This window comes from Streptomyces sp. NBC_00775 (genome assembly GCF_036347135.1).
Taxonomy (GTDB): domain Bacteria; phylum Actinomycetota; class Actinomycetes; order Streptomycetales; family Streptomycetaceae; genus Streptomyces; species Streptomyces lutosisoli.
The window spans coordinates 5,159,484-5,185,217 of the sequence record NZ_CP108938.1 but is presented as its reverse complement, the minus strand read 5'-3'; the positions used below and the strand labels follow the sequence as shown (position 1 = coordinate 5,185,217).

Here is a 25,734-nt window from a genome sequence, read left to right as displayed (position 1 = left end):
TGCCGCCCTGCCATGTCGCCTGCGGCCATTGCAGGGTGGCAGGGGTACGTCCAGATGCTGCACCAGACTGCGAGGTGGACCGTGATGCGCACCGCTGGCCCCGGCGGGCGGTACCGCCCGGGGAGACTCGGCGCGTCGTTGCTGCTGCTGATCCCGCTGCTCGCGGTGACGGCGGCCTCCGGACAGGGCAGCGCCGAGCCCCGGGCGCAGGCGGTGGCCGACGCCGCGGACACCCGGATCGCGTACGCCGGCACCGGGCACCGCAGTCTCGGCCTGGTCGCCTCCACCACGTCCAGTACACCGCTGTTCGGCGAGGGCCCGGCCCACAACGACATTCAGCCGTCCGCCCTCGGCGACCAGATGGTCTTCGCGAGCCGCCGCGACGAGAAGAACCCGCAGATCTACCTGCGGGCCGCCGACGGTTCCGTACGACGTCTCACCAGCGGCATGGACGCGGCGCACCCCCGGCTGACACCGGACGGGCAGTCCGTGGTGTTCGACGCGGCCGGGTCCGGGGGCCTGGACGGCGGGACGCAGCGTGACCTGTGGCTCGTACGCACCGACGGCACAGGCCTGACGCGGCTCACCGACACCCCCGCCGACGAGGAGGGCCCGACGGTCTCCCCCGACGGGCAGCGGCTGGCGTACTCCAGTGACAGCGACGTGTCGGTGGGACAGCAGATCTACGTACGGCCGCTGGCAGGCGGCACCGCCACCCGGATCACCGATCCCGCGAACGGCACGGCGTCCGAGCCGGCGTGGAACCCGGTGAACGACGACGAGAACCGGGACTGGATCGCGTACACCGCCACGACCACCGTCGACGGGCAGAGCGTGCCCCGGCTGCGGGTGACGAACGCGAACGGGAACGGTGACGAAGCGCTGCTCGGGGGCACGTACGCGACCTGGCGTGCCCACGGGGTGGAGTGGAAGCCCGACGGGGACGGGGTGGTGTTCCTGAGCCCCGAGATCACCTGTACGTGCGAGGGCGACTACGACCATGTGTTCAGTACGCCCGCGCACTCCGACCAGGAACCCGGGCTGGTGCTCAACGAGGACCGCGAGGTCACCGCGGTCACCTGGCTCGGCTCGGTCGACGGCGGCAGTGCGGTGGTGGAGCGCACCACGGCGGCCGGCCCGCACGTGGTGACCCTGCAGGACGCCCGGGCGGACGGGTCCGACCCCCGCGACCTGGGGCTGACGATCCTCAACGAGGACCCGGCGGCCGACACCAACACCGATCCCGCCAAGGACCCGCTGTTCCAGCCGGCGGCCGGGTTCGACCCGTGGACCGAGCGGCAGAACTACACGCCCGACGGCCGCCGGATCGTCGTCACCCGCTTCGAGACCGACGCCGACGGCCGGCGGATCGAGCGGATCTGGAGGGTGGACGCCGACGGCTCCAACGCGGCGCCCATGCCGCTCGCGGGACGCGCCGCGACGGACTGGGACACCGACCCGACGTTCTCCCCGGACGGCAAGTTCCTTGCCTTCACCCGGACTTCGCCGGGCGGCGTCGGTGAGGCCGCGGGTCCCAGCCGCATCCTCATCGCGGACGCGACCACCGGGGCGATCACCGGCGAGGTCACTCCGCCGGCCGGGGAGCAGACGGGCGGCGACGCCCAGCCCACCTGGTCCTCCGACGGCACCACCCTGGCCTTCACCCGCAACGAGGTGATCGACGGGGGCGGCGGCAACAAGCACATCTGGACCGTGCCCGTCGGCGACCTGACCCAGCAGCGCGACCTGAGCGCCACGATCTGCCCGGGCAGCTGCGAAGTCATCGACGACAGCCCGGCGTTCTCGCCGGACGGGACCGGCATCGCCTTCAACCGCAAGAGCGGCGGCGGTGCGGTCGACGAGCGCGACGGCCTCCTCCTCACGTCCCTGTCGGGCGACGACTGCCAGGTGCTGCTGCCCGCCTCCGTCCTCGGCCTGCCCGGCGCCTGCGGCCGGGATCTGCCGGACACCTCGACCACCGGCCCGTTCCAGCCGCGCGACGCCGCCTGGACGGCCGACGGCCAGGGCCTGGTGTTCAGCTCACGGGTCGCCGTCGCGGCCAACAGCCCCGAGAAACTGAGCCTGTTGGACGTCGACTCCGGCGACGTCACCCCGCTCACCAGCACCCTCCCGGGCCGGCAGAAGGAACCCGGCGTCCAGCAGTCCGTGGACCTCGCGCTCCAGGCACCCGGCACCGCCCCCGAGGTCACCGTCGGCGACTCCACCACGGTCCAGGTCGACGTGGTGAACAACGGACCCGCCGCCTCTCCCGGCACCACGCTCACCATCGCCCCGCCCGCCGGTGTGCAGGTCACCGGGGTGACCTGGCCCGGGGGCACCTGCGACGCCGCCTCGCTCCAGTGCAACGTCGGCGTCGTGAAGCCGGGCAGCACCGTCCCGGTGACCGTCACCCTCACCGGGGTCACCGTCGGCGACCAGCCGGTCGACTGGTCGGTCACCGGTACGGTCCTGGACCCGGAGCCCAGCGACAACGCCGGCCGGACCGTGGTGCCGGTGCGCGAGGCCACGCCGACTCCGACGCCCACGCCGACCCCGACGCCCACCCCGACTCCGACTCCCACGCCGACCCCGACGCCCACTCCGACACCGACACCGACCGTGCCCCCGCAGGCGCCCGAGCCCGACGCCGGGCCCGGGGTGAGCGTTTCGGCCCAGCCGAACCCCGGCTACGTCGGCGGCCGTGTCGTGGTGACGTACACCGTGCGCAACGGCCGCAACGCGCTGGCGACCGGGCTGCGGCTGCGCATCGGCCTTCCCAAGGGCATCCCGGACAGCGGGCCGCCGGCGGGCTGCGACGCCTCCTGGGTGTGTGCGCTGCCGGACCTGGACTCGGGCGAGAGCACCGTCGTACGGGTCGTGCTCAGCCCCGACAAGGCGCTGACCGGCCAGGTCACCGGCGTTCTCACCACCACCGGGACGGACGCCGACAAGGGCGACAACACCGCCCGGAAGCGGCTGCGCATCCTCCAGCCGCGCATCGTCGCGGTGCCGGCGATCGGCAAGCCCGGCTTCGTCACCTCGGTGCGCGGCAAGGACTTCCCGCCGGGAGTGCCGGTGCGGTTCACCTGGAATCCGGGGATCACCGCGGCGGCGGCGCCGACCGTGCCGAAGCCGGACGGCACCTTCATCGGCCAGCTGCTCATCCTCGCCAAGGACCAGACCGGACCGCGCACCATCACCGCCAAGGGCCCCGGGTTCTCACCGGTGAAGACCGACTTCCTGGTGGTCAGCGGCAGCGTGCAGCCGCCCGACGAGGTGACCCGCCGGTGATCCACGAGGTCGACGAGGGGTTGCGCCGGCTGCTCGGCGAGTCCGGCCTGCAGACGTCGGGCATCGAAGTGGTGTTCGACGCCCCCACCCGGGACTGGGCGGCGCGCCGCAGCGCCCCGACGGTCTGCGTCTTCCTGTACGACATCCGTGAGGACGCCGTCCGGCGCGGCAGCGGCGCCGGGGAGGTGTACGACGCGGACGGGTACCTGGTGGCGCGGCGCACCCCGCCCCGCTGGTTCGAGCTGACGTACCTGGTGACGGCGTGGGCGAGCCGTCCGCAGGACGAGCACCGGCTGCTGTCGCAGGTGCTCGCCACTCTGGTGGCCACCGACACGCTGCCCGCGCGGCTGCTCACCGGCACGCTCGCCGAACTCGGCCTGACCGTGAGCCTGGACGCCGGAGGGGCCGGGCTCGACGCGCCGGCCGCCTCCGATGTGTGGTCGGCGCTCGGCGGAGAGCTGAAGGCATCGCTCGGGGTACGGGTACGGGCGCCGCTCGCCGGGGTGAGCACGGCCGTCGCGCCGCCGGTCACCGAAGGGCTCGTCGTGCGCTCGGCCGCCCGCGGTGAGGACGGGGAAGCGACGACGCCGGGTCGTCGGCTCCGCTACACGGAGACGACCGACCCGGGCCCGGACGGGTTCGCCGGCCCGCGCGAACGGGGGCCCGCCCCTGCGAAGCGGCGCCGCCGGGGGGACCGGCAGCCGTGAGCTCCGCTGGAAGCGTGGTGATTCGTCTGCGGGTCGGTGGGGGCTGGTCGCGCCGTTCCCCGCGCCCCTTTGGGGGCGCTGTGGCGCACCGGGCTTTGCCACGGCCGTCTAGGTGCCTCCATCGAGGGGGCCACCAGCCGTGACGCGTATCGCCGAACCGGCAGCGGTCGTGAACCCGCGGGCCGGTGGGGGCTGGTCGCGCCGTTCCCCGCGCCCCTTTGGGGCGCTGCCGAACCGTCCCGGACTTCGCCGGACCCGCTCAGCGTGCCCTGACAGGGGCGCGGGGCTGTATCGATATGCGGCTCCGCCGCGGGGCGCGACCAGCCACGACGGACCCGCAGCGCAACGACGGCACATCGCGGCACTTCGAGCGGAGCGCTCAGCGCACCGGACTTTGCCACGGCCGTCCAAGCGCCTCCACCAAAGGGATCACCAGCCGTGACGCACACCGTCGAAGCGGTCGCGACCGCCGACGCCGTTTCCCCCGACCCAGAACACCTGTGGGCGCGGCTTCGTCTCGTCGAGGAGCGGGTGCGGCACGCCGTGGCTGTCCGTCGTGCCGGCGATCCCGATCCTGACGACCCGTATCGGGGGCAGTACCTCAGCCCCGAGGCGGTGGCTCACATCCTGGACGAGCCGGGTGGTCTCGACGTACCCGCCCAGGAGCCGTGGCGACCGCCGGCCGGGTCCGTTCTCGACGGCCTCGCCCGGCGGTTCGGGCTGTCCCCGCTGGATCTGGACCTGCTGCTGGTCGCGATGGCGCCCGACCTGGACGCCCGGTTCGAGCGGCTCTACGGCTATCTCAACGACGACCTGACGCGCCGTCGGCCCACGGTCGGGCTCGCCCTGGAGCTGTGCGGGCTCGCCGGCGCGGCAGCCGCCCGGTTCCGGCTCGCCCCCGGGGCGCCGCTCGTCGAGGGCGGTCTGGTGGAGGTCACCGAGCCGGAACGGCCGCCGCTGTCCCGGGTGTTGGCGGTCCCCGACCGGGTCACCGCGCACCTGCTGGGCAGCGCGCGACCCGACGCCCGGCTCGCCGGGGTGCTCGGCGAGGCCCGCGAGGACCCGACCGCCGAGGCGGCGGAGGTCCACCGGACGGCGGCCGCGGCCGGGACCGGCACAGGCCTCGTCCATCTGCGCAGCCGGGGCGGCGACGCCGAGGGGCTGGCCACCGCTGCCCTGCACGCGGCCGGGCTGCGCCCGCTCGTCCTCGACGCGGTGGCCCTCGCCCGGCGCCCCGGCGACGTACCGGAGCTCGCCCGGACAGCCGCCCTCGAAGCCCGTCTGACCGGTGCCGGGGTCGTTGTCGGCCCGCTGGAGTCGCTGCCCGCGGAACCGGGCGAACGAGCCCGGACGCTGGGGGCGTTGTGCGCGGCGCTGCGCGGGATTCCCCTGTTCACGCACGGCACCGGCACCTGGGACCCGCTGTGGGCGGCCGACACCCCCGTCGTCCTGAACGTGCCGGCGCCTTCTCCCGAGCGGCAGGCCGAGCGGTGGCGGCACGCCCTGGACCGGGCCGCCGGTGACGTCGGTGGCGGCTCAGCGACTGGCACCGGCGACGCCGACGAGCTCGCCCAGTCCGTCGCCGCGCACCGCCTGGATTCCGGGCAGTTGCGCCGCGCCGCCGACGTGGCGACGCGTACGGCCGCCCTCGCGGGCCGCCCGGTCCGCGCCGACGACCTGCGCACCGCCGTACGTGCCCAGAACGGCGCGGGGCTCGACCGGCTCGCCCGCCGGGTGGAGCCGGGCGTCGGCTGGGACGACCTGGTGCTGCCGCCGACCACCCACCGGCGGCTGCGCGAACTCGCGCTGCGGGCCCGCCACCGCGAGCAGGTGCTCGGGGAGTGGGGGATGCGGCCCGGCGGCGGCCGGGGGCGCGGCGTCATCGCGCTGTTCGCCGGCGAGTCGGGCACCGGCAAGACCATGTCCGCCGAGGTCGTCGCGGCGGACCTGGGCATGGACCTGTACGTGGTGGACCTGTCCACAGTTGTGGACAAGTACGTCGGGGAGACCGAGAAGAACCTGGAGCGGATCTTCACCGAGGCGTCGGCGGTCAACGCGGTGCTGCTCTTCGACGAGGCCGACGCGATCTTCGGCAAGCGCTCGGAGGTGAAGGACGCGCACGACCGGCACGCCAACATCGAGTCGGCGTACCTGCTCCAGCGCATGGAGTCGTTCGACGGCATCGCGGTGCTGACCACCAACCTGCGGGCCAACCTGGACGAGGCGTTCACCCGCCGCCTCGACGTGGTGGCGGACTTCCCGGTGCCCGACTCCGGCCAGCGCCTCGCCCTGTGGGAACGCTGCCTGGGCGAGCGGCTGCCCCGGGCCGACGACTTGGACCTCGCCTTCTGCGCGGACCGCTTCGAACTCGCCGGCGGCTCCATCCGCGCCTGCGCGGTGACTGCGGCCTACCTCGCGGCGGAGTCCGGCGAGCCGCTCACCATGCGGCAGGTGGTGACGGCGGTCGCACAGGAGTACCGCAAGCTCGGACGGCTGGTCCTGGAGGGCGAGTTCGGCCCGCACCTGGCGGCGGCCAACGACGCCTGAGGGTGATGCTCAGGAGTCGGACATCCGGTCGTCGAAGTCCGAGTCGGAGCTGCTCTGCGAGCCGAACTGGATGCTGGCGAACGGCTGTCCCGGCGCCGACATCTGGGAACCGTCGGACATCTCGACGTCGGACTCGCCGCTGGAGCTGACGTCGCTGTCGGGCTCGGGCGCCGGAGCCGGAGCGTCGTGCAGGGTGTAGGTCGCGCTGGGACCGGTGCCGGTCTTGGTCACCCAGCCCGCGTCGACGTACGACTTGATGAGCTTGTCCCGGCGGTCCTTGGGGAAGGTGGACTTGGTCATGCCCTGCAAGTGGGTGCCGGCGGTACTGGCACCGGGGTTCTGGCCCTGGGCGCTCGCCGCCTCGTAGTCCCGGTAGGCGAGGAAGGTGGCCTTGTCCTCGGACAGCGCCGCCACGGCGAAGTCCTGCATCTGGGCCTCGGTCCGCGTCGTCTGGCCGTTCAGTGCTTCCTTCGCCTGCGTGTAGTACTCCGCCAGGTCGCTCGGGTCCTTTCCCGCCCTCATCAGGTCGTTGACGTCCGGCTCGTTCTCCCACACGTCGTAGGAGGCGTTGTCGAGGTAGATGTCGATGCCGACCGGGACCATCACGTGGCGGTGATTGCCCTGTGCCGTCGCGTAGTTCACCTCGAAGCGGAGGTTGCCCGTGCCCACCCCCACCAACGCCGTCTCGATCCGGCGCCACATGCCGGTGCCCTGGTTCAGGGACCACTGGGGGACGATGTTCTCCTTGACGTCGCTCCCGCCCACCTCCAGACCCATGACATGGCCGCGGTCGTAGCCCGCCCCGCCGAACAGGTCCTTCCACACGTCCGCCTCGCTGGGCGCCCCACGCTTGCCGACCTGGTTCTTGTAGGCCGTGTGGAGTTCCTTGACCGCGATCGGGTTCGGCGCCGCCGCCCGGCCGGCCGTGCCCGTCGGGTTGACGGGGCCGGTCACCCTGCTGGGACGCCGGATGGTGAGGTTCTGTGCGTTCTGGGTGCCGGCCTTGGTGGGTTGGTAGTGCGTCACGACCGCGTTCTCCAGCACGGTGCTGCTGGCCCGCTGGACCGTGTCCGCCGCTGCTTCCGCCGTCCCGTCCGGCCCGGCCTCCGGCAGGCGCTGCACGTCCGGGGCCGGCCCGGACATCACCTTGTGCGCGTTGGCCTCGGCGGCTCGTTCGAACGTGTCCGACGGGTCGGAGACCTTGAGCCCGTTGCCGTGGTCGGTGCCCGACACCGGACCGTTGCGCTGCTGGACGACGTGGGTGAGTTCGTGGGCGAGGGTGTGCTTGTCGCCGCCGCCGACGCCGAGGACGACATGGCTGCCGGAGGTGTAGGCGCGGGCCCCGATGGCGCGGGCCGAGCGGGCGGCGGAGGCTCCGGTGTGCAGTCGTACATCGGAGAAGTCGGTTCCGAACCGGGCCTCCATGTCCTGGCGTACCGGAGTGGCGAGGGGTTTGCCGGCGGAGCCCAGGACCCGGTCCACACCGTGGTCCGGCTGCTCCGGGGCGGGCGTGGTGCGGGCGCGGCGGGCGATCATGCCGGTCACCGCGGCGTTGCCCGCGCCGCGCTGCGCCGCGCGGAGCGCGTCGGCGGTGAGCGGAGGCGGTACGGCGGCGCCGCCTTCGGACGTCTCCCGGCGGGCGGCGGCCGGGCCGCGCCCCGACTTCCGGGTCCCGGCCTGCGAGGCCTGCTCGGCGTGCGACCTGGATGTCTGCATCTGCTGCCTCCTCGTCGGCACACCTGCGCTGCGGCCTCCAGTGGACCGCGCGGGCGAACGGGGCGTCCAGGTCCGCGCGGGCAGCGCGAGGGCAGAGGTGGGCGACGCCCGGACGGTCAGCGCGGGGAGTCTGGAAAGGCAGCGTTCTTGCCCCCGACCAGGTCCGCGGGTCCCTGGCGCCCCGGCGGACCCCCACGAAGACTCGGCCTGGACACAGGTGACCCGTAAGGACGCGAAGGAGCAAGCATGCCGACGTACCTCACCCCGGGCGTGTACGTGGAAGAGGTGCAGTCCGGTGCCCGACCGATCGAGGGAGTCGGCACCGCCGTCGCCGCGTTCGTCGGGTTCGCCGAGAACGGCCCCTTCCACGCGCCCACGCTGGTCACCAGCTGGGACCAGTACACCCAGCAGTTCGGCGGCTTCACCGAGGGCACCTATCTGCCCCACGCGGTCTACGGCTACTTCGCCAACGGCGGCGGCGCCGCGTACGTGGTGCGCATCGGCGGCGCGGCCGAGGACGCCTCCGCCCCGTCGGTCAACGGCGGACGGCGCGGGAACACGGCTGCGGAGCCGGTCGAGCTCGGCGGCTTCCTGGTCGCGGCCAAGCCGGGCGTGACCGGGGTGTCGGTGGAGGTCGCCGACGCCGACGGCGAGAAGCCGTCGGAGGACCGCTTCAAGGTCCTGGTCCGCCAGGGCGACAAGGTGGCGGAGACGTACGAGGCCTCCACCCGCAAGAACGTCAAGGGGTACCTGGTCAACCAGGCCCGCGCCTCCAAGCTGATCGAGGTCACCGAGCAGCAGGGCGCCACCCAGGCCAGGCCCGCCGGCCAGACCCTGGCGCTGCCCGACGGCCCGGCCGCGCCCGCCGCGAACGGCTCCGGCGAGGTGTCCCGCCTCAACCCGGCCGAGTACGTCGGCGACGCCGCGGCCCGCACCGGGTTCGGCGGCCTGGAGACCATCGACGAGATCACCATGGTCGCGGTGCCGGACCTGATGAGCGCCTACCAGCGCGGCGACATCGACGCCGAGGGCGTGCGCACCGTGCAGCTCGCGGTGATCTCGCACTGCGAGCAGATGGGCGACCGGGTGGCCGTCCTGGACACCCCGCCCGGCCTCAACGCCCAGCAGGTGCGCACCTGGCGCAACGACGAGGCGGGTTACGACTCCCGCTACGCCACCCTCTACTACCCGTGGGTGCGGGTCTTCGACCCGGCCGCCGGACGCAACACCACCGTGCCGCCGAGCGGTCACATCGCCGGTGTGTGGGCGCGCAGCGACGCCGAGCGCGGTGTGCACAAGGCGCCCGCCAACGAGGTGATCCGCGGCGCCGTGGACCTGGAGATCCGGCTCAGCAAGGGCGAGCAGGACCTGCTGAACCCGATCGGCGTGAACTGCGTACGGGCCTTCCCCGGCCGGGGCATCCGGATCTGGGGCGCCCGCACCCTCTCCTCCGACCCGGCCTGGCGCTACCTGAACGTGCGTCGCCTCTTCAACTACCTCGAAGAGTCCATCCTGTTGGGCACCCAGTGGGTGGTCTTCGAGCCGAACGACGACCGGCTGTGGTCGAGCATCCGGCGCAACGTCACCGCGTTCCTCACCGAGGAGTGGCGCCGGGGCGCGCTGTTCGGCCGCACCGCCGAAGAGGCGTTCTACGTGAAGTGCGACCGGGACAACAACCCGCAGGAGTCCATCGACCAGGGCCGGGTCATCTGTGAGATCGGCGTCTCGCCGGTCAAGCCCGCGGAGTTCGTGGTGTTCCGGCTGGCCCAGTTCTCCGACAGCACCAGCCTCATCGACGAGTGAGAACGGGTCAGTAGAGAAGCAGAGAAAAAGACCCGTAAGGAAAGGTGACAGACAGTCATGGCAACGGGCGATGCTCTTTCCACCCACGTCTTCGGCGTGCAGCTCGGCGGCTACCTGGTCGAGTCGATCCAGGAGATCAGCGGACTGACCGTCGAGGAGGAGGTCGTCGAGGTCAAGCAGGTCAGCGCGGAGGGCAAGCAGATCATCCGCAAGCAGCCCGGCGCCCGGCAGGCAGGTGAGATCACGATCACCCGGGGACTCGACCAGAGCAGCGAGTTCACCAAGTGGATCAAGGAGACCCTGAACAACGGCGCCGTGAACTCCGCGCGGCAGAACCTCACCATCGAGATCAAGGACACCGAGGGCAACACGGTCCGCCGTATCCAGCTGATGCAGGGCTGGGCCTCCAAGTGGGAGGGCCCGTCCCTGAAGGCGGGCGAGTCGTCTCCGGCCACCGAGTCGGTCACGATCGTGTTCGAGGAGATCATCGTCGAATGAGGCGTCGTACGGTGACGGCGGGCAACCTGGAGGAGATCCTCCAGGCGACGGAGCCCGCCCAGGCGTCGGAGCAGGCGGCGGCACCTCCCGCCGCCGCCCCGCCGCGCCGCGAGGACCACGGGCTGCGCACCGAGTTCGAGTTCGAGCTGCCGCGCGGGTACGTCGACGAGGCGGGCACGGTGCACCGCCACGGCTCGATGCGCCTGGCCACGGCCCGTGACGAACTGCGGCCCCAGATCGACCTGCGGGTCAAGGAGAACCCGGCGTACCTGAGCGTGGTGCTGCTGAGCCAGGTGATCACCCGGATCGGCTCGATCAGCGATGTGCACGCCGGGATCGTGGAGCGGATGTACGCCACCGACGTCGCCTTCCTCCAGGACTTCTACCGCCGGGTCAACAGCGAGGGCCACACCCGCGCGGCGGTGACCTGCCCGCATTGCGAGGGCGGCTTCGAGGTCGACCTCTCGGGTGGGCGCCTGGGGGAATCGTGACGTACGCCCTTCCCCGGCTCCGGGAGGAGATCGCGTACATCGCCTACCACTTCCACTGGCAGCGCGAGGAGATCCTCGACCTGACCCACGACGAGCGCCGGCAGTGGGTGGCGGAGATCGCTCGTATCAACACCCGTGTGAACGAAGGCGGTTGAGCACATGGCATGGCGGGACAGGCTGCGCCGCCGGGCCGCCGCGCCGGACCTCGCGGGACCCGAGTCGCCGGGCACGCCCGGCACTTCGGGCCCGGCCGCGCGCGACGACTCGGGTCCCGCCGTGCCCGGTGACTGGGACGGCGGCTGGCGCCGCACCACCGCGCCGGAACTCACCGTCTCCCGCGCCCCGTTGGGCGTCAGCGACGGCCTCGCCTTCCGCGCGGGCCTCGCCTCCTGGCAGAACCCGTCGTTCGACGCCGGCCTCGGCCACGCCCTGCTGCCCGACGCCCCGACCGGCCTGGTGAGCGGCGTCACGCGTCCGACCGCCGCCCCGAAGGCCACCCGTAGCGTCGGGGGTCCGCTGCTGCTGAGGGCGTTGCGCCCGGAGGGGGCGGGGGCGGACGGGCCGGGGGAGAGCGAGGGTGCCGCGGCGGATGCGCCGACGACCCAGGTTTCACGCCGGACGCGTCCGGGGGCGCGGCCATCCGGCCAGGCACCCCTGGGGGAGCGTTCCGGCGACAACGGCACGGCGAAGAAGGGCCGTTCGGACGGTCCTACGCCGGCCCGTGGCCTTACGTCCGCGGACTCGCCCGCTGTGCTCTCCTCGGCACCTCCCGCTGTCCAACGGGCCGTGCAGCCGGGCGCCGGCCCGGTCGTGACGCCGACTGCTCCCGCGCCTTTGCTGGTACGACGTGTGGCGGTGGTCCCGCCCGCGGCTGCTGACGGGGCCATGGCCCGGCCCGCTGCCAGGACGCAGCCCGCCCCGGCCGAGCCGTCCCGTTCGCCGGCCGGTTCCGGGGGTCGTACGCCTTCCGGACCGGCCGTCCAACGCACCGCGACGGGTCCACGGTCCGCCGGGGGAGCCAGGCAGTCGGAGGCATCCCGTGCCGCCGGCTCCGACGTGTCCCCACCGGCCGTCCGGCTCCGCCCGGTGGGGGCTGCGCTGACGGTCGCCCGGCGCCCCGCCGGACCGACGCGCCGTGTCCCCGCCCTGCGGCCCACCGCCGCACCGGTGCCCGACAGCGCCACCACCCCTGACCCACCCGGCCCGGCCTCCGGCCCGGCCTCCGGCCCGGCCTCCGGCCCCGTGCAGCGCGCCGCCACGCGCGAGGCCGGCCGCGGGCCCCTCGGCGCCCCGCTGAGTGAACTGCCCTCCACGGCAACACCGTTGCCGCAGGGCGCCCCCGCGCCCGGCGCCGGATCCGCGACCGGTCCGGCGCTGCCCGTCGTCCAGCGCCATGCGGAAGGCGGGGGCGGCACCCCGGGACCGTCCGACGGCGGTACGAGGGGAACGGCGCCCGCCGCCCCGCGCCGGACCACCGACCCCGGCAACCGCGGGGCACGCGCGCGTGGCGGCCTCGGTGCGCCGCTGTCCGCGCTGCCGCTGAGCGCCGAGTTGCCCGGTTCCGCCGCGTCCGGTGCCCGTGCCTCCCGCCCGGACATCCAGCGTGCTACGACACCTCAGGCCCCGGGGTCCGGCGCAGCTCCGGCGCCGCCCACGCCGGATCGCGACCGGACGCCCACCGAGGCCGCACCCCGCACGCCGGGCGCGCCGCTGCTGGGGACGGGCGACGTCCAACGCCGCCTCGCGGACCTGTCCGCCACCGGGGGCACCATGTCGCCCGGCCCCGCGGACCACGGAAACGGGCCCGCCACACCGCTGGTGACGCCGTCCGCAGCCGCCCGGGCCCACGGTCCGGCAGGCGCCGTAGGCCCGGAAGGCTCGGCCGGGAACGTGCCACGACCCGGCGCGACGTCCGGCGGGCAGCAGCCCCAAGGCCCCTCCGTTCCGGGTCCGGTCGTCGTCGCCCGGGCCGTGGCTGACGGCACTGGGGGCGACCAGACTCCCGGCGGGCCGGGCGCCGTCGGGCAACGGCCCCGAGACGCAGCTGTCCAGGGCCGTGCCGCCCAGGGCCCGGTCGTCGGCGCGCGGGCGACGGCCGAAGGCACGGGAGCCGGTTCCGGCTCCGGCGGGCACCGGCCTCAGGGCCCCTCCGTTCCGGGCCCGGTCGTCGTCGCCCGGGCCGTGGCCGACAGCACCGGGGGCTACCAGACCCCCGGCGCGCCGGGCGCCGCCGGGCAACGGCCCCGAGACCCCGCCGCCCAGAACCCGCTCGTCGTCGCCCGCGCCATGGCCGAAGGCACCACAGGCGCCACAGGTGCCCGGACCACCGGCCCGGCCACCTCGTCCCCGCTCACCGCGACCCGCTCCACAGCGCACTCCGCCCCGCCGGCCCCCCGTACCCTCTCGCTGCTCGCCGAGCGTCGGCTCACCCTGAACACGCGTGTCCCGGAAGGGGTGGCACAGCCCGCCGTCTCCCGCTCCGGCGGCCGCCCCGTGGTGGCGGCGCGCTGGCCCGGCGCACCGGCCGCCCCCCAGAGCGACTCCACGCCGCACGCCGGGGCGCCCGCGCGCCGGTCCGGCACATCGGCGCCCTCGCCGGGCGGCCCCGGGACCCCCGCGCGCCCGGCGCCCGGCCCGTCCGTCCTCGCCCCGGCCACGCCGCAGGTCCAGCGGGCAGCAGCCGCGTACCCCGGACCGGAGGGGTCGGGCGTACCAACGACCCGCTCCCCGGACCCCGTTCAGCGCGTCCCGGTCGTCCGGCCCTCGCCGCCCCGCCAGGGGACGGCCGCCCCGGTTGCCGCCGTACCGGCGAGGCCCCTGCCGGTGACCGCCCCGCAGGCGCCGCCGCTCGCGGGCCGTCCGTCGGCCGACTCGGCACCGGGGGGAGCCGTCCCCGTGGTCCGGCCGAGGACCGTTACGGCGGCCGGCGGGATCGGCGGGACCGGCGGGACCGACGGGCCGGCACTCGCGGTGCAGCGCGACGCACGCGGCCGTCCGCGGTCGTCCTCCGCGCCCCCCACGCCGCCAACAGGCGCACTGGCCAAGGAGGTTCCGGCACCCGGCCGGAAGCGGTCGTCGTCCGTGGCCCCCACGCCCACAGCCACCTCCTCCGCCTCCGGCAAGAACGCGGCGGCCCGCCGCACCGAGACACCCCAGGACGACCCCGGCCTCGACCTGGACGACCTGGCGCGCCGCCTGCTCGACCCGGTGGCCCGGCTGCTGCGCACCGAGCTGCGCCGCGGCCGGGACCGCACGGGCCGCCCCTACGACGGACGCCGCTGAGTGCCAGAACGGATGACGGACGAATGACGGACAGCATCTTCGCGACGAGTGTGTTCTTCCGGCTCGCGATCGGCGGCAACGACCTGGGCGCCTTCCACACCTGCTCCGGCATGGGCGCCGAGGTGGAGATGGAGAGCTACGCCGAGGGCGGCAACAACGGCTTCACCTGGCAACTGCCCGGACGCGTGACCTGGTCGAACATCACGCTCACCCGGCCGGTCACTGCCGACACGGCGAAGATCGCCCGCTGGCTCGACGAGACGCTGAAGCGCGTGGAGCCCAAGGACGGGGAGATCGTGGCCCTGAAACCGGACCTGACAAAGATCATCAGCTGGCAGGTGTTCGGGATCGTCCCGGTGCGCTGGCAGGGGCCGTCCTTCGACCCCGCCAGTTCGCAAGCGGCGGTGGAGACCCTGGAGATCGCCCACGAGGGGCTGCGCCCGTCCTGACACACCCTCATCAACCAGTTCCCCAGCACGTATCGGCCCCCGGAAAGGAGGTCCCGCCATGTCACCAGCGCGCGCCAGTCGGGCCAGGGCCAAGCTGACCTTGAAGGAGCCCCCGGCGTCGGTCGGCGCGAAGCCCGGCGGGACCATCGCACGGCTCAACCTCCAGTTCAACCCCTCCACCCTGCAGCTGAGCAAGACCACCGAGTGGCGGCGCTCGCCGTCCCGGATGGCGGGGCAGTCGGCACTGCCCGAGTTCGTCGGCAGCGGCCCGCGCACGCTGAGCCTGGAGGTGTTCCTGGACGCCACCGCCAAACACGACAACTCCGTGGAGCAGGCGGTGGAGAAGCTGATGAAGGCGTGCGTGCCGACGCCGGCCAGCCTGGGCCGCAAGAAGCCGGCCAGCCCGTGGGTGCGGTTCACGTGGGGCACCGCCCGGACGACCTCGTTCGACGGGGTGCTCTCCAGCCTGTCGGTGTCGTACACGCTGTTCGACGTCGACGGCAGGCCGCTGCGGGCCACCTGCGCGCTGTCGATCGAGGAGGCGAGCGTCGGCCCGGCGGGCCAGAACCCGACGTCCGGCGCGCGCACCGCCCGCAGTACGCACACCGTGGTGGCGGGCGACAGCCTGGCCATGCTGGCCTGGCGGGAATACGGCGACGCGACGGCCTGGCGGGTCATCGCGGAGGCGAACGGAATCGACGACCCGATGGCGCTCGTGCCCGGCACCGAACTGGTGGTGCCGGGGCTGCAGGACGCGGGCGGTGAGGAGGAGCGATGACCACCGAGGCAAGGGGCCGGTTGTTCGCGGCGGACCCCGTGGTGGAGACGCCCGCCGAACTTCCGCAGATCTGGGCCGCCCAGCTGGTGAGCTGTGTGGTGGACGAGAACGTGGGCCTGCCCGACGCGGCACAGCTCACCTTCCGCGACCCCGATCACGAGTTCCTCAAGGCGACCGGCATCACCATCGGCACCCCGCTGAAGGTGTCGGTGGTGACCGTGTCCGGGCAGGCGCGCGAGCGGCTGTTCACCGGCGAGGTGACGGCCCTCGAACTGGACCGGGACAGCACGGGCTCGTTCACCGTGGTGCGCGCCTACTCCAAGGCGCACCGCCTCCAGCGGGGCCGGAAGGTGGTGGCGTACCGGAACATGACGGCGTCGGCGATCGTCCGCAAGGTGGCCGCCGGGGCCGGTCTGGCCTGCGGCACCGTGCAGGCCGCGCCGGTCACCTACAAGCAGCTCTCGCAGGCGAACGTGTCCGACTGGGACTTCCTGCAGTTCCTGGCGGCGGAGAGCGGCGCGCTGGTGCGCGTCGACGACAAGGGGCTGCTCCAGTTCACCAAGCCGGTCAAGGCGTCCGGCGCGCCCGCGCCGTCGACCTCGTCGTCCCGCAACCCGATGGTGCTGGAGTACGGGGCGAACCTGCTCGCGCTGCGGGCCTCGCTGTCGGCGGCGGACGGGGCGTCGCAGGTGGAGGTGCGCGGCTGGGACGTCACCACCAAGAAGCCGCTGGTGTCCCGGCAGCCGTCGGTGACCAGTGACACGGTGGTGCCGGGCCTGAGCCCGGCGCTCGCCGCCGCCCGGTTCGGCAAGTCGGCGAAGCTGACCGTCACGGACACCCCGTACCGCACCCTGGCCGAGACGACGGCGGTCGCGGACGCGGTGTCCGATCAAGTCAGCGCTGGTTTCGGTGAGTTGGAGGCGGTGGCCGAGGGCAACCCGCGGCTGCGGGCGGGCAAGCCCGTGGCGCTCGGCAACGTGGGGCAGGCGTTCTCCGGCAAGTACACGGCGACGGCGGTGCAGCACGTCCTCGAACCGCACGGCGGGTACCGGACGACGGTGTGGGTGAGCGCCAGCCCGGACCGCTCCCTGACCGGCCTGGTGACCGGCGCCAACGCGCCCGGCCGCGGCTCGCGCATGCCGGGTCTGGCGATCGGCGTGGTGACGGACGTACGCGAGACCGGCGGCGCCGAGAACGGCTCGGTGAAGCTGAAGTTCCCCTGGCTGGACGACACTTACACCACTGACTGGGTGCGCACCGTGCAGTGGGGCGGCAAGGGCGGTGGAGGCGTGTTCAGCCCCGAGGTCAACGACGAGGTCCTGGTCGGGTTCGAACAGGGCCTGCTGGACAGCCCGTACGTCATCGGCGGGCTCTACAACGGCGTCGACAAGCCGTCGCCCCACAAGGTCCCGCTGATCGACAAGGGCACTGGGAAGGTCAACCGCCGCTCCATCGTGTCGCGTTCGGGGCACCGGATGGAGCTTCTGGACGCGAGGGCTCCGGGCCAGTCCGGCCTCAGGCTCGTGAGTGGTGACGAGCGCCTCGAAGTACGCCTCGATCAACGGCGGGGCGAGATCGAGCTGACGGTGTACGCCGGGAAGGGCGTACGGCCCCTCAGCTCCGTCCTGCTCGACAAGAAGGGCATCACGCTGGACGCGAGGCAGGGCAACGTGAGTGTCTCGGGTCGGAACGTGGACATCCAGGGCCGGGTCGGGGTGAAGATCGGCGGCCGCACGGTGAGCGTCACCGGCAGCTCGAACGTCACCGTCGACGGCGGTCTGCTCGGCATCCTCAAGGCCAAGCTCATCCGGATCAACTGAGGCCCCACACCGTGACCAGCGATCCGGATCAGATGACGCCCAACACCGTGACCAGCGAAAGGAGCACCGCATGCCGGCCGCAGCCCGTACCGGTGACCCCACCAACCACGGCGGCGTGATCGCCACCCCGCCGCCCGGCGCCGCCGCGGCGGTGGCCCGTGTGCTGATCGGCGGGCGCCCCGCCGCCGTCGTGGGCAGCGTGCACACCTGCGCCATGCCACCGCACCTGGCCCTGGGACCGGGCAACGTGGTCATGCCCGACCCGGCCTCGCTCGCCCGGGGCCAGGTCCTCATCGGCGGGCTTCCGGCCGCGAAGATGCGCGACAAGACCACGTGCGGCGCGATGATCTCGGCCGGCGCCCTCAACGTCCTGATCGGGGGCGTGTGATGAGCGAGCGGTTCATCGGCCGAGGCTGGGCGTTCCCGCTGCGGGTCGGGCCGACCGGAGGGATCGGCATGGTTGAGCGGGAGCGGGAGATCGAGGAGGCGATCCGCCTGGTGCTCGGCACCGCACCCGGCGAGCGCCCCATGCGCCCCGAGTTCGGCTGCGGCATCCACGACTACGTCTTCGCCCCCGGCGACGGCGCCACCGCCGGACTCATCGCACAGCAGGTGCGCGAGGCCCTGGAGCGGTGGGAGCCGCGCATCGCGGTGGACGACGTGGTGGTCGCCTACGACGCCGTCGAGGCCGGAACCCTCTACATCGACGTGCACTACACCATGCGTTCCACCAACGACCGGCGCAACCTGGTCTTTCCCTTCTACACGATCCCCTCCGAGGAGGGGGCCGAGGAATGGGGCGCCGGCTGATGGCCCTGCCCTCCCCCAACCTGGACGACCGCCGGTTCCAGCAACTCGTCGACGAGGCGAAGCGGTACGTGCAGCAGCGCGCCCCGGAGTGGACCGACCACAACGTCTCCGATCCGGGCGTCACCCTGATCGAGACGTTCGCCTACCTCGTGGACCAGCTGCTGTACCGGCTGAACCGGGTCCCGGACAAGAACTACACGGCGTTCCTCGACCTGTTGGGCATCCGGCTGTTCCCGCCGGCCTCGGCCACGGCCGAGGTCGACTTCTGGCTGTCGGCGCCGCAGCCCGACACGGTGACGCTGCCCCCGGGCACCGAGGTGACCACCGCGGGCGGCGAGGGCGACGAGGCCGTGGTGTTCACGACCGCGGACGAACTACGCATCGTGCCCAGCGAGTTGATACGGCTGGTGACCGCGCCCCGGACCGGTGAGCAGACCGACCGGACCAGGACGCTCGCCGAGGCCGGCGACGTACCGTGCTTCCAGCCCGCACCGGAGCCGGGCGACGCGCTGCTGTTCGGCCTGCCGACGGCGGTCCCGCGCTGCGTGGTCGCCGTACAGCTGGACAGCCGCGTCGAGGGCATCGGCGTGGACCCGCGCCAGCCCCCGCTGGTGTGGGAGGCGTGGGCCGGCGGCGGCTGGCAGGTGTGCGAGATCGGTGAGGACACCACCGGCGGCCTGAACCGGCCCGGCGAGGTCATCGTGTACGTACCGGCCGGGCACACGGCGTCGGTGATCGGCGGGACCCGGGCCGGCTGGCTGCGCTGCCGTGTCACCGAGGCGGAACCGGGCCAGCCGTTCTACTCGGAGTCCCCGACGGTGCGCGAGGCGGTGGTGTTCACCGTGGGCGGCACCATGTCGGTCGAGCATGCCGAGACCGTGACCGACGTACCGCTCGGCACCTCGGAGGGGGTCTCCGGGCAGACATTCCGGCTCGGCCGCCCGCCGGTCCTCCTCGACGGCGAGCCCCCCGTGGTGGAGGTGTCCTCGGAGGAGGGCTGGCAGCGCTGGGAGGTGGTGGAGCACTTCGGCCGCTCCGGCCCCGCCGACCGGCACGTCCGCGTCGACGCCACCACCGGCGAGTTCAGCTTCCCGCCGGTGCTGCGCGAGCCGGACGGCACGCTGCGCCAGTGCGGTGCCGTGCCGCCCAAGGGCGCCCAGATACGGGTGGCCCGCTACCGCACCGGCGGCGGACCGGCGGGCAACGTCGCCCGCGGCGCGATCTCCGTGCTGCGCAGCTCCGTTCCCTACGTAGCCCGGGTCGTCAACCGGGAGGCGGCGCGCGGCGGCGTCGCCGGCGAGACCATCGACAACGCCAAGCTGCGGGCACCGGACGCGCTGCGGATGCAGGAACGCGCGGTGACCGCCGAGGACTACGAGATCATCGCCCGCCAGGCGGCACCCTCGGTCCGCCGGGTCCGCTGCCTGCCCGCGGCCGAAGGCGCCGGCGCGGTACGGGTGTTGGTGGTGCCGGACGCGGTGGCCGACGAGGGCGACGACCGGCTCCGCTTCGAGCAGCTGATCCCCTCCGACCAGGTGCTCGAAGCGATCACCGCGAGCCTCGACGAACGACGCCTGATCGGCACCCGCCTCGTCGTCGAGCCGCCGGTCTACCAGGGTGTCACCGTGGTGGCCCGGCTCGCCGCGGCGCCGGGCGACACCGACCGGGTACGCGACGCGGCACTCGCCGCGCTGTTCCGGCACCTCAACCCGCTGCACGGCGGCCCGGACGGCACGGGGTGGCCCTTCGGGCGGCCCGTGCAGTACGGCGACGTGTTCGGCGTACTCCAACGCGCCACCGGCAACGCGCTGGTGGAGGAGATCCTGCTGTTCGCCGCCGACCCGATCACCGGGCGGCGCGGGGCACCGTCGGACCGTATCGACGTGGCTTCGGGCGCGCTGGTCTTCTCCTACCAGCACCAGGTGGTCGTCACGGCGGTAGAGCCGGATGCAGGGGTACGCGGGGTTCGGGGATGAGCCGCGCCGCCGTACCCGGTCTGCCCAGCCAGTACCCGATCGGCGGGCAACTGCCCGCGCTGTACGCCGACGACGACTTCGCGCAGCGGTTCACGGCCGGGCTCGACACCGTCCTCGCCCCGGTGTTCGCGACCCTCGACAACCTGCCCTCCTACCTCGACCCCCGGGTGGCTCCGAGCGACTTCCTGGCCTGGCTGGCGTCGTGGGTGGGCGCCGCCGACGACCCGCGGTGGCCGGTGGAGCTGCGCCGTGAGGCGGTCGTCCGCGCGGTGGAGCTGCACCGGTGGCGCGGCACCAGGCGCGGCCTGGTCGAGGGACTGCGGCTCGCGCTCGGCGTGCACGCCGAGGTGAGCGGGGACGGCGGCGCGGCGTGGTCCAGCACCGCCGGTACCGACCTGCCGCCCGAGCCCCCCGCCGAGACCCTGGTCCGGGTGTGGCCGGGCCGCGAGGCACGGGTGGACGAGCGCCGGGTCCACGAGGTCGTCCGGGCCATGTGCCCGGTGCACACCGTCTGCCGGGTGGAGATCCTGCCCGGCCCGCCCATCGACGAAGGGAGGTGACGTCATGCGCGCATGTCCCGCGTGCGGGGCGTCCAACGGCTCCACGGACGACTTCTGCGGCAACTGCGGGGCGTACTTGGGGTGGTCGGACAGTACGTCGTCACCGGGTACGTCGTCTCCGGGTACGTCGTCTTCGGATACAGCGTCTTCGAGTGCGTCGACTTCGGGTACGCCTGCGGAGCCGCCGGTCACGCGTGTGCCCCGACCCACGGCTTCAGAGCCGCCGGCCCTGACCACACCTGCCGAACCCCCGGCCGCACCGGATGCCACCCAGCCCGAGCCGCCGGCCGCCACTCCGGCGCCCTCGTCGCCCCCGGCCGAGGAGCCGGCGTCCGCCGCGCCCGCCCGCGGTTCGTCGCTGCGCACCCGGCTGACGGGTCGCGGCCGCGGCGAGGAGCGGGGGGCGAGCACGGCGCCGGCCGCGGACTCACGCGACGGCGACGGCGAGGGTGAGGGCTCCGGGACCACCTCCGGCCAGTACGGGGAGACGGCACGCCCCGCACCCCGGCCCGGCCCCGACGATTCCGGCGCCGAGCCCTCCGCTCCCGCCCCCCGCCCGACCACCCGCGAGGCCTCCCGCACCGACGAGGCCGCCCCCACGAGTGCGCTGTCCGCGGCCCCTGTCACCCACCCCGCTCCGGCCACTCCACCCGCTCCGGCCCCTCGGAACTCGCCGGGCCCCCGGCCCCCGGCCGGCCCCACCCCCGACACGCCGACTCCCGCCCCCATCCAGCCCGTACGCCCCGCAAAGCCGGTGGCCCCCCGCCCGGTCGTACGTCCCGCGGAGGTCCCCGACGAAGGGGCAGGCGCCCCCTGCCCCTCCTGCGGCACCCCCAACCCGCCCGGCCGGCGGTTCTGCCGACGTTGCGCGACCGCGCTGAACCCCGCCGCGAAGCCCGAACCGCTGCCGTGGTGGCGGACCGTGTGGCCGTTCCGCCGTCGGGTGCGGGCGAGTTCGGGCAGGGCGGTGCGGCTCCTGGTGATCCTGGCCGTGGTGGTGGCGCTGTGCGCCGGCGCTCTCCTGCTGCTCCCCGCCGGACGCGCCCTGTTCGAGGACACCCGGGACAAACTGGGCAAGCCCAAGCCCGTGACCCCGGTGGGCATCAGGGCGAGCGCCGAGGTCCGCGGGCACCCGGCGAAGAACACCACGGACGGACTGAGCAACAGCTACTGGGGCGCGCCCGCGCCCGGGGCCTCGGTGACGTACACCTTCGGCAAGCCGTTCCGGATGGTCGACCTCCTCATCACCAACGGCCCGTCCAGGAACCCGGAGGACTACCACAGTCAGGCACGCGCACTCCAAGTGGACCTGGAGGTGACGACGTCGGACGGCGAGCGGCAGAACAAGCAGGTCACCCTCAGCGACAAACCGGGCGACCAGACGATCCCCACCGGAATCAGCGACGTGAAGACGGTACGCCTGACCCTGCGCTCGCCCGTCGGCCTGACCTCGGGCCGTCAACTGGCGCTCGCGGAGGTGGAGTTCTTCCAGCGAAGCTGACTCGACGCCAACCGCGAACGGCTCTACGAGGACTGCTCGGCCGGCCCGTCCGTGGCAGGCCGGCGGGCGCGGCTCCGGCGGTCGTACGCCGCCTGGGCCGCCGCCCGCAGTCGTACATAGAAGGGGTTGTCCTGGCTGGTCTGCCACATGTGCAGATAGATCAGCATCTGGTTGAGCACGGTGTCGTACTCGACCAGGGTGCCGGACGCGTCTCCGGCCGCCCTGCCCCAGCCGACCAGCCGCTCCTTCTGCGTGGCGGTGATCTTGCCCGCCTTCTCGAAGGAGCTCGCGTACTGCTCCAGCTTCTGCGGCTGAGCGCCGTAGACCAGCTTCTCCTCCAGCATCCCCTGCTGGAAGTCGTCGAACTCGGGGTTCCCGGCCAGCGCCGCCTTCAGATCGGCGAGCGACTGCTTGCGCTCCGCCGCCAGCGCCGCGACCTCCGCGTCGGTCGCCCCGGACTGCACCAGCTCCATCACCGGGCTGCTGCCGAACGCCTGATGGGCCGCGACATGGGTCAGCTCATGGGCGATGTGCCCCAGCAGGAAGGAGGTTCCGCCCCTGGCCTGGGTGTCGACGTTGAACGTGAACGCCGGGTCGTCATCGGTGGCGTCCGGGCCGAGCTTCATGCCCCCCATGCCACCCCGCGGATACTGCATCACGGTCACCAGCGGCACTACGGCCATCAGTTCCCCGATGACGGCGCGCGTCTCCTCGGGCAGTGTCCCGTCCTCGCGGAGTGCCCCCAGCTTCTGGACGAAGTCGCCCATCATCGCGTGGAACCGGTCCGCGGGGATGGCCTGGGCCGCCTTCTGGGCCTCGCCGGCCGGCATGCGAAGGTCGAGGTCCGGGTTCTTCCCCTCGCTCATCACGTGGTCGATCTCGGTCAGCAGATCCCGGAAGACCGCCTCGGGGTCCAGCTGCCCCTGCGCCGCCTGGGCCTGTTCGCCGAGCCGCTGGGCGCCCCCGACCCGCGACCCTCCGTCGCCCTTGTGGGCGACATAGTCGCCGCACGCCCTGACGATGTCCTTGAGGGCGAGCAGCCGGGCGCCCTGTCTGGCGTCCGGCAGGGCGTAGAACGCCTGGAGTGCCTTGTCCACCTGGGTGATCTCGGAGCGGCCGCGCATCCCGGTGGCCGACGTGCCCTGCCTGAACTCGTCCTCGGTCATCATCCGGGACACCGTGATCATCTGAGAGACGACCGCGTTGCCCACGGTGCTCTGCAGTGCCCCGAGGGTGCGAGGACCACGGCTGTTCCGCGCAGGCGTCACATGCGGCGTGCCGTGTGTCTGCCCGGGGACTTCGTGGGTACGCATGGACCCACGCTAGGAGGCCGGAGCCGAGGGCCCCAGGGACGGAAGGGCACGGTGGGGGCAACACACCTTGCCCCCACCCGCTGACGGGCCGACCGCCGCGGAGCCGACGGCCTTGTCTTCCGCGGGGACGAATCTGGCACGCGACAACTGGTCACCACGGACAGCAAAAAGGCCCGGGTCGATGACCTGGGCCTCTGCCATGGAGCGGGTGACGAGAATCGAACTCGCACTCTCAGCTTGGGAAGCGATGGCGCTTGGGCGGGCTCTATGGCTCTGACCAGCGCAGTTACCTGGTTCTCGGGGTGGTCGTGTGGGTTGGATTGCACCGCTGTTGACCGTGGTTTTCCGTCCTTACGGGCACGCTGTGGGCACGACTCCCGAGAGAGTGGTCTCGGGTTCGGGCCACGGGCCTCGGGAGGATTCCGCGTTCCGGTGTCTCGTACCCAGGACCGCTGTGGTTGCGGATGCGTATGTGTGCCGGCCTCCGGCTCATTGGACGTCGACGCCGGCAAGCGGATCCCGGTGGCGTCATAGGGCTTCGGTCCGTACCCACGATGAAAGTCCACGAAAGAGAGGAACCCCAGCCGACGCGCGGCTGGGGTTCCTCGAAGCGGTGAGTATCGGTCAGCGGGTGGAGTTGCCCACGCCGTAAGCAGCTCGTCTACGCGTCGGCGGACCGCACCACATCGCGATCACCGTGGATCAAACGGGTCAGCGCTGCAGGGTAAGGACGCCCGGCCGGTACGGCAGTTGCTGGTAGGGGGTGCCCGACGGTGTGGTGGTGGACATGCCCTGGTAGAGGAACTGCAGGTTGCAGGGGTCGATGGTCATGGTCTGGTCGGGGTTGTTGCGGACCAGGTCACCGTGGCTGATGTCGTTGGTCCAGGTGGCACCGCTGTTGGCCTTGCCCGCGAAGGGGTTGCTCTCGGTGGCGGCCTGCGGGGTCCACGGACCGTTCAGGCTGGAGGCCGTGAACGAGCGGAAGTAGCGCTGCTCAGTGGCACCTCGAGCCTCAACGATCATGAGGTACTGGTTCTGGCCCTGGACCTTGTAGACCTGCGGCGCCTCGAACAGGTTCTTCACCGTGTCGCTCATGACCGTGGTGTACGACGAGCCGAAGTTGCCCGGGAAGTTCCCGATCGGCATGGTCGACTTGTAGATGTTGCCGTTGTCACCGGCGAAGAACAGGTACATGTTCTGGTCGTCAGCGATCAGGGTCGGGTCGATCGGGCCGCCGGTGGGGAGGCTGCCGGTGAACAGCGGCTGCGGCGCGGACCAGCCGTTGGGGTTGGTGGGGTCGCTGGACGTGCGGTAGGTGAAGGGCCAGGCGGTACCCCACCCCAGTGAGGCCAGCACCCACGTGTTCTTGGGCGCGAAGTAGAACAGTTGGGGCGCCACCGCGGACTGGCTCATCCCGGTCTGGGTGGCCGTCGCCATGTCCGACCAGTTCGTGAAGGGACTGAAGCCCATCGTGCCCCACGACGATCCGTCAGAGGTGGTCGCGTAGACCAGGTGCTTGCCGTTGTACGTCACGGTGGTGAAGTCCTTCAGCGAGACCCATCCGTTCGCCGGCTGCGCCAGCGGACCTGTCGAGGTCCACCGGTACGTCGACGGAAGAGAACACGTGCTGCCCGTCCCGGACAGGCCGGTCCACTTCTGGTTGCTGCCGCCGTGGCACGACCAGATCTGCACCGCCGTGCCGTTGGCCGTACCGCCGCCCGAGACGTCCAGGCACAGCCCGGACTCCACGCCGACGATCGTGCCGTCGGAGTTCACCCGCCACTGCTGGTTCGCACCGCCGTTACAGGCCCAGATCTGCACCCGGGTCCCGGACGTGGTGGCGTGGCCCGGGACATCCAGGCACTTGTTGCCGTACACGGTCAGCTGGTTGCTGTCCGTCAACGTCCACTGCTGGTTGGTCCCGCCCGTGCAGTCCCAGATCTGCAGGAACGTGCCGTCGGTCTGGCTGGCGTTCGGCACATCGAGACACCGGCCGGAGCCGACACCGCGTAAGGCACCGGTGGTGGCCGCCTGAGCCGGGGTGGCGACGAGCATCGCCGCCAATGCGGCCAGGGCCGCAACCGCGGCAGCGAGCACCGCAGACGGACGTCTGCGTCTGAAACTCAGTCTGTGCATGGGGACCTCGTCATCCTTGAGCGAGCGGTTCTGGTTGGCCCGTCGGAGGCTTTACG

The 25,734-nt window shown here is 73.0% G+C and carries 19 protein-coding genes; 16 read left to right on the top strand and 3 right to left on the bottom strand.

All coding sequences use genetic code 11. The features are described from left to right. Positions 1–84 precede the first annotated feature (84 nt). The 3 genes from OIC96_RS23040 to OIC96_RS23030 all read left to right on the top strand — a co-directional run bounded on the left by OIC96_RS23040 (position 85) and on the right by OIC96_RS23030 (position 6,545). The gene (locus tag OIC96_RS23040; RefSeq protein WP_330306011.1) at positions 85–3,291 is read left to right on the top strand and encodes a hypothetical protein; all 3,207 of its coding nucleotides are present in this window, start codon (positions 85–87) and stop codon (positions 3,289–3,291) included. After that, positions 3,288–3,998 carry a DUF4255 domain-containing protein gene (locus OIC96_RS23035; protein WP_330306012.1) on the top strand — a complete coding sequence of 237 codons (711 nt, stop codon included), beginning with the start codon at positions 3,288–3,290 and terminating at the stop codon, positions 3,996–3,998. Before OIC96_RS23040 ends, OIC96_RS23035 begins: the two co-directional genes overlap by 4 nt. A 438-nt stretch (positions 3,999–4,436) precedes the next feature. Next, positions 4,437–6,545: an ATP-binding protein gene (locus tag OIC96_RS23030; protein ID WP_330306013.1), complete on the top strand. Its 2,109-nt coding sequence runs from the start codon at positions 4,437–4,439 to the stop codon at positions 6,543–6,545. A 9-nt stretch (positions 6,546–6,554) separates the two neighbouring features. On the opposite strand, the gene OIC96_RS23025 is transcribed toward OIC96_RS23030, so the two are convergent. Then, positions 6,555–8,261 carry an eCIS core domain-containing protein gene (locus tag OIC96_RS23025; protein ID WP_330306014.1) on the bottom strand — a complete coding sequence of 569 codons (1,707 nt, stop codon included), beginning with the start codon at positions 8,259–8,261 and terminating at the stop codon, positions 6,555–6,557. A gap of 246 nt (positions 8,262–8,507) precedes the next feature. On the opposite strand from OIC96_RS23025, the gene OIC96_RS23020 reads away from it, so the two are divergent. The 13 genes from OIC96_RS23020 to OIC96_RS22960 all read left to right on the top strand — a co-directional run bounded on the left by OIC96_RS23020 (position 8,508) and on the right by OIC96_RS22960 (position 22,229). After that, positions 8,508–10,064, top strand: a complete 1,557-nt coding sequence (locus tag OIC96_RS23020) for a phage tail sheath family protein (RefSeq protein WP_330306015.1) — start codon at positions 8,508–8,510, stop codon at positions 10,062–10,064. Between the two features lie 57 nt (positions 10,065–10,121). Continuing rightward, positions 10,122–10,562: a phage tail protein gene (locus OIC96_RS23015; protein WP_189151609.1), complete on the top strand. Its 441-nt coding sequence runs from the start codon at positions 10,122–10,124 to the stop codon at positions 10,560–10,562. Beyond that, positions 10,559–11,053: a hypothetical protein gene (locus tag OIC96_RS23010; RefSeq protein ID WP_330306016.1), complete on the top strand. Its 495-nt coding sequence runs from the start codon at positions 10,559–10,561 to the stop codon at positions 11,051–11,053. Before OIC96_RS23015 ends, OIC96_RS23010 begins: the two co-directional genes overlap by 4 nt. Continuing rightward, a complete protein-coding gene (locus tag OIC96_RS23005) occupies positions 11,050–11,208 on the top strand; it encodes a DUF6760 family protein (RefSeq protein WP_020938517.1) in 159 nt (52 codons plus the stop codon). Before OIC96_RS23010 ends, OIC96_RS23005 begins: the two co-directional genes overlap by 4 nt. 4 nt (positions 11,209–11,212) lie before the next feature. After that, a complete protein-coding gene (locus OIC96_RS23000) occupies positions 11,213–14,335 on the top strand; it encodes a hypothetical protein (protein WP_330306017.1) in 3,123 nt (1,040 codons plus the stop codon). A gap of 23 nt (positions 14,336–14,358) precedes the next feature. Next, entirely contained in the window at positions 14,359–14,784 is a 426-nt protein-coding gene (locus OIC96_RS22995) for a phage tail protein (RefSeq protein WP_330306018.1), read from the top strand. Positions 14,785–14,842: 58 nt separating this feature from the next. Continuing rightward, positions 14,843–15,562: a CIS tube protein gene (locus tag OIC96_RS22990; protein ID WP_330306019.1), complete on the top strand. Its 720-nt coding sequence runs from the start codon at positions 14,843–14,845 to the stop codon at positions 15,560–15,562. Continuing rightward, positions 15,559–17,382, top strand: coding sequence for a VgrG-related protein (locus OIC96_RS22985; protein WP_330306020.1), 1,824 nt, complete (start codon positions 15,559–15,561; stop codon positions 17,380–17,382). Before OIC96_RS22990 ends, OIC96_RS22985 begins: the two co-directional genes overlap by 4 nt. A 70-nt stretch (positions 17,383–17,452) precedes the next feature. Then, the gene (locus OIC96_RS22980) at positions 17,453–17,770 is read left to right on the top strand and encodes a PAAR domain-containing protein (RefSeq protein WP_330306021.1); all 318 of its coding nucleotides are present in this window, start codon (positions 17,453–17,455) and stop codon (positions 17,768–17,770) included. Further along, positions 17,770–18,192 (top strand): GPW/gp25 family protein, encoded by a 423-nt coding sequence (locus OIC96_RS22975; protein WP_330306022.1) that lies wholly within the window; start codon positions 17,770–17,772, stop codon positions 18,190–18,192. The genes OIC96_RS22980 and OIC96_RS22975 overlap by 1 nt, the downstream gene beginning before the upstream one ends. Continuing rightward, on the top strand, positions 18,192–20,168 hold the full coding sequence (locus tag OIC96_RS22970) for a putative baseplate assembly protein (RefSeq protein ID WP_330310209.1): 1,977 nt from the start codon (positions 18,192–18,194) through the stop codon (positions 20,166–20,168). The genes OIC96_RS22975 and OIC96_RS22970 overlap by 1 nt, the downstream gene beginning before the upstream one ends. Next, positions 20,165–20,728 (top strand): phage tail protein, encoded by a 564-nt coding sequence (locus OIC96_RS22965; protein WP_330306023.1) that lies wholly within the window; start codon positions 20,165–20,167, stop codon positions 20,726–20,728. The genes OIC96_RS22970 and OIC96_RS22965 overlap by 4 nt, the downstream gene beginning before the upstream one ends. Before the next feature lie 196 nt (positions 20,729–20,924). Then, positions 20,925–22,229 carry a zinc ribbon domain-containing protein gene (locus OIC96_RS22960; protein WP_330306024.1) on the top strand — a complete coding sequence of 435 codons (1,305 nt, stop codon included), beginning with the start codon at positions 20,925–20,927 and terminating at the stop codon, positions 22,227–22,229. 23 nt (positions 22,230–22,252) lie between these two features. On the opposite strand, the gene OIC96_RS22955 is transcribed toward OIC96_RS22960, so the two are convergent. Both OIC96_RS22955 and OIC96_RS22950 read right to left on the bottom strand, forming a co-directional pair. Further along, the gene (locus OIC96_RS22955; protein ID WP_330306025.1) at positions 22,253–23,542 is read right to left on the bottom strand and encodes a hypothetical protein; all 1,290 of its coding nucleotides are present in this window, start codon (positions 23,540–23,542) and stop codon (positions 22,253–22,255) included. 711 nt (positions 23,543–24,253) lie between these two features. Further along, entirely contained in the window at positions 24,254–25,678 is a 1,425-nt protein-coding gene (locus OIC96_RS22950; protein WP_330306026.1) for a non-reducing end alpha-L-arabinofuranosidase family hydrolase, read from the bottom strand. Positions 25,679–25,734: the final 56 nt, after the last annotated feature.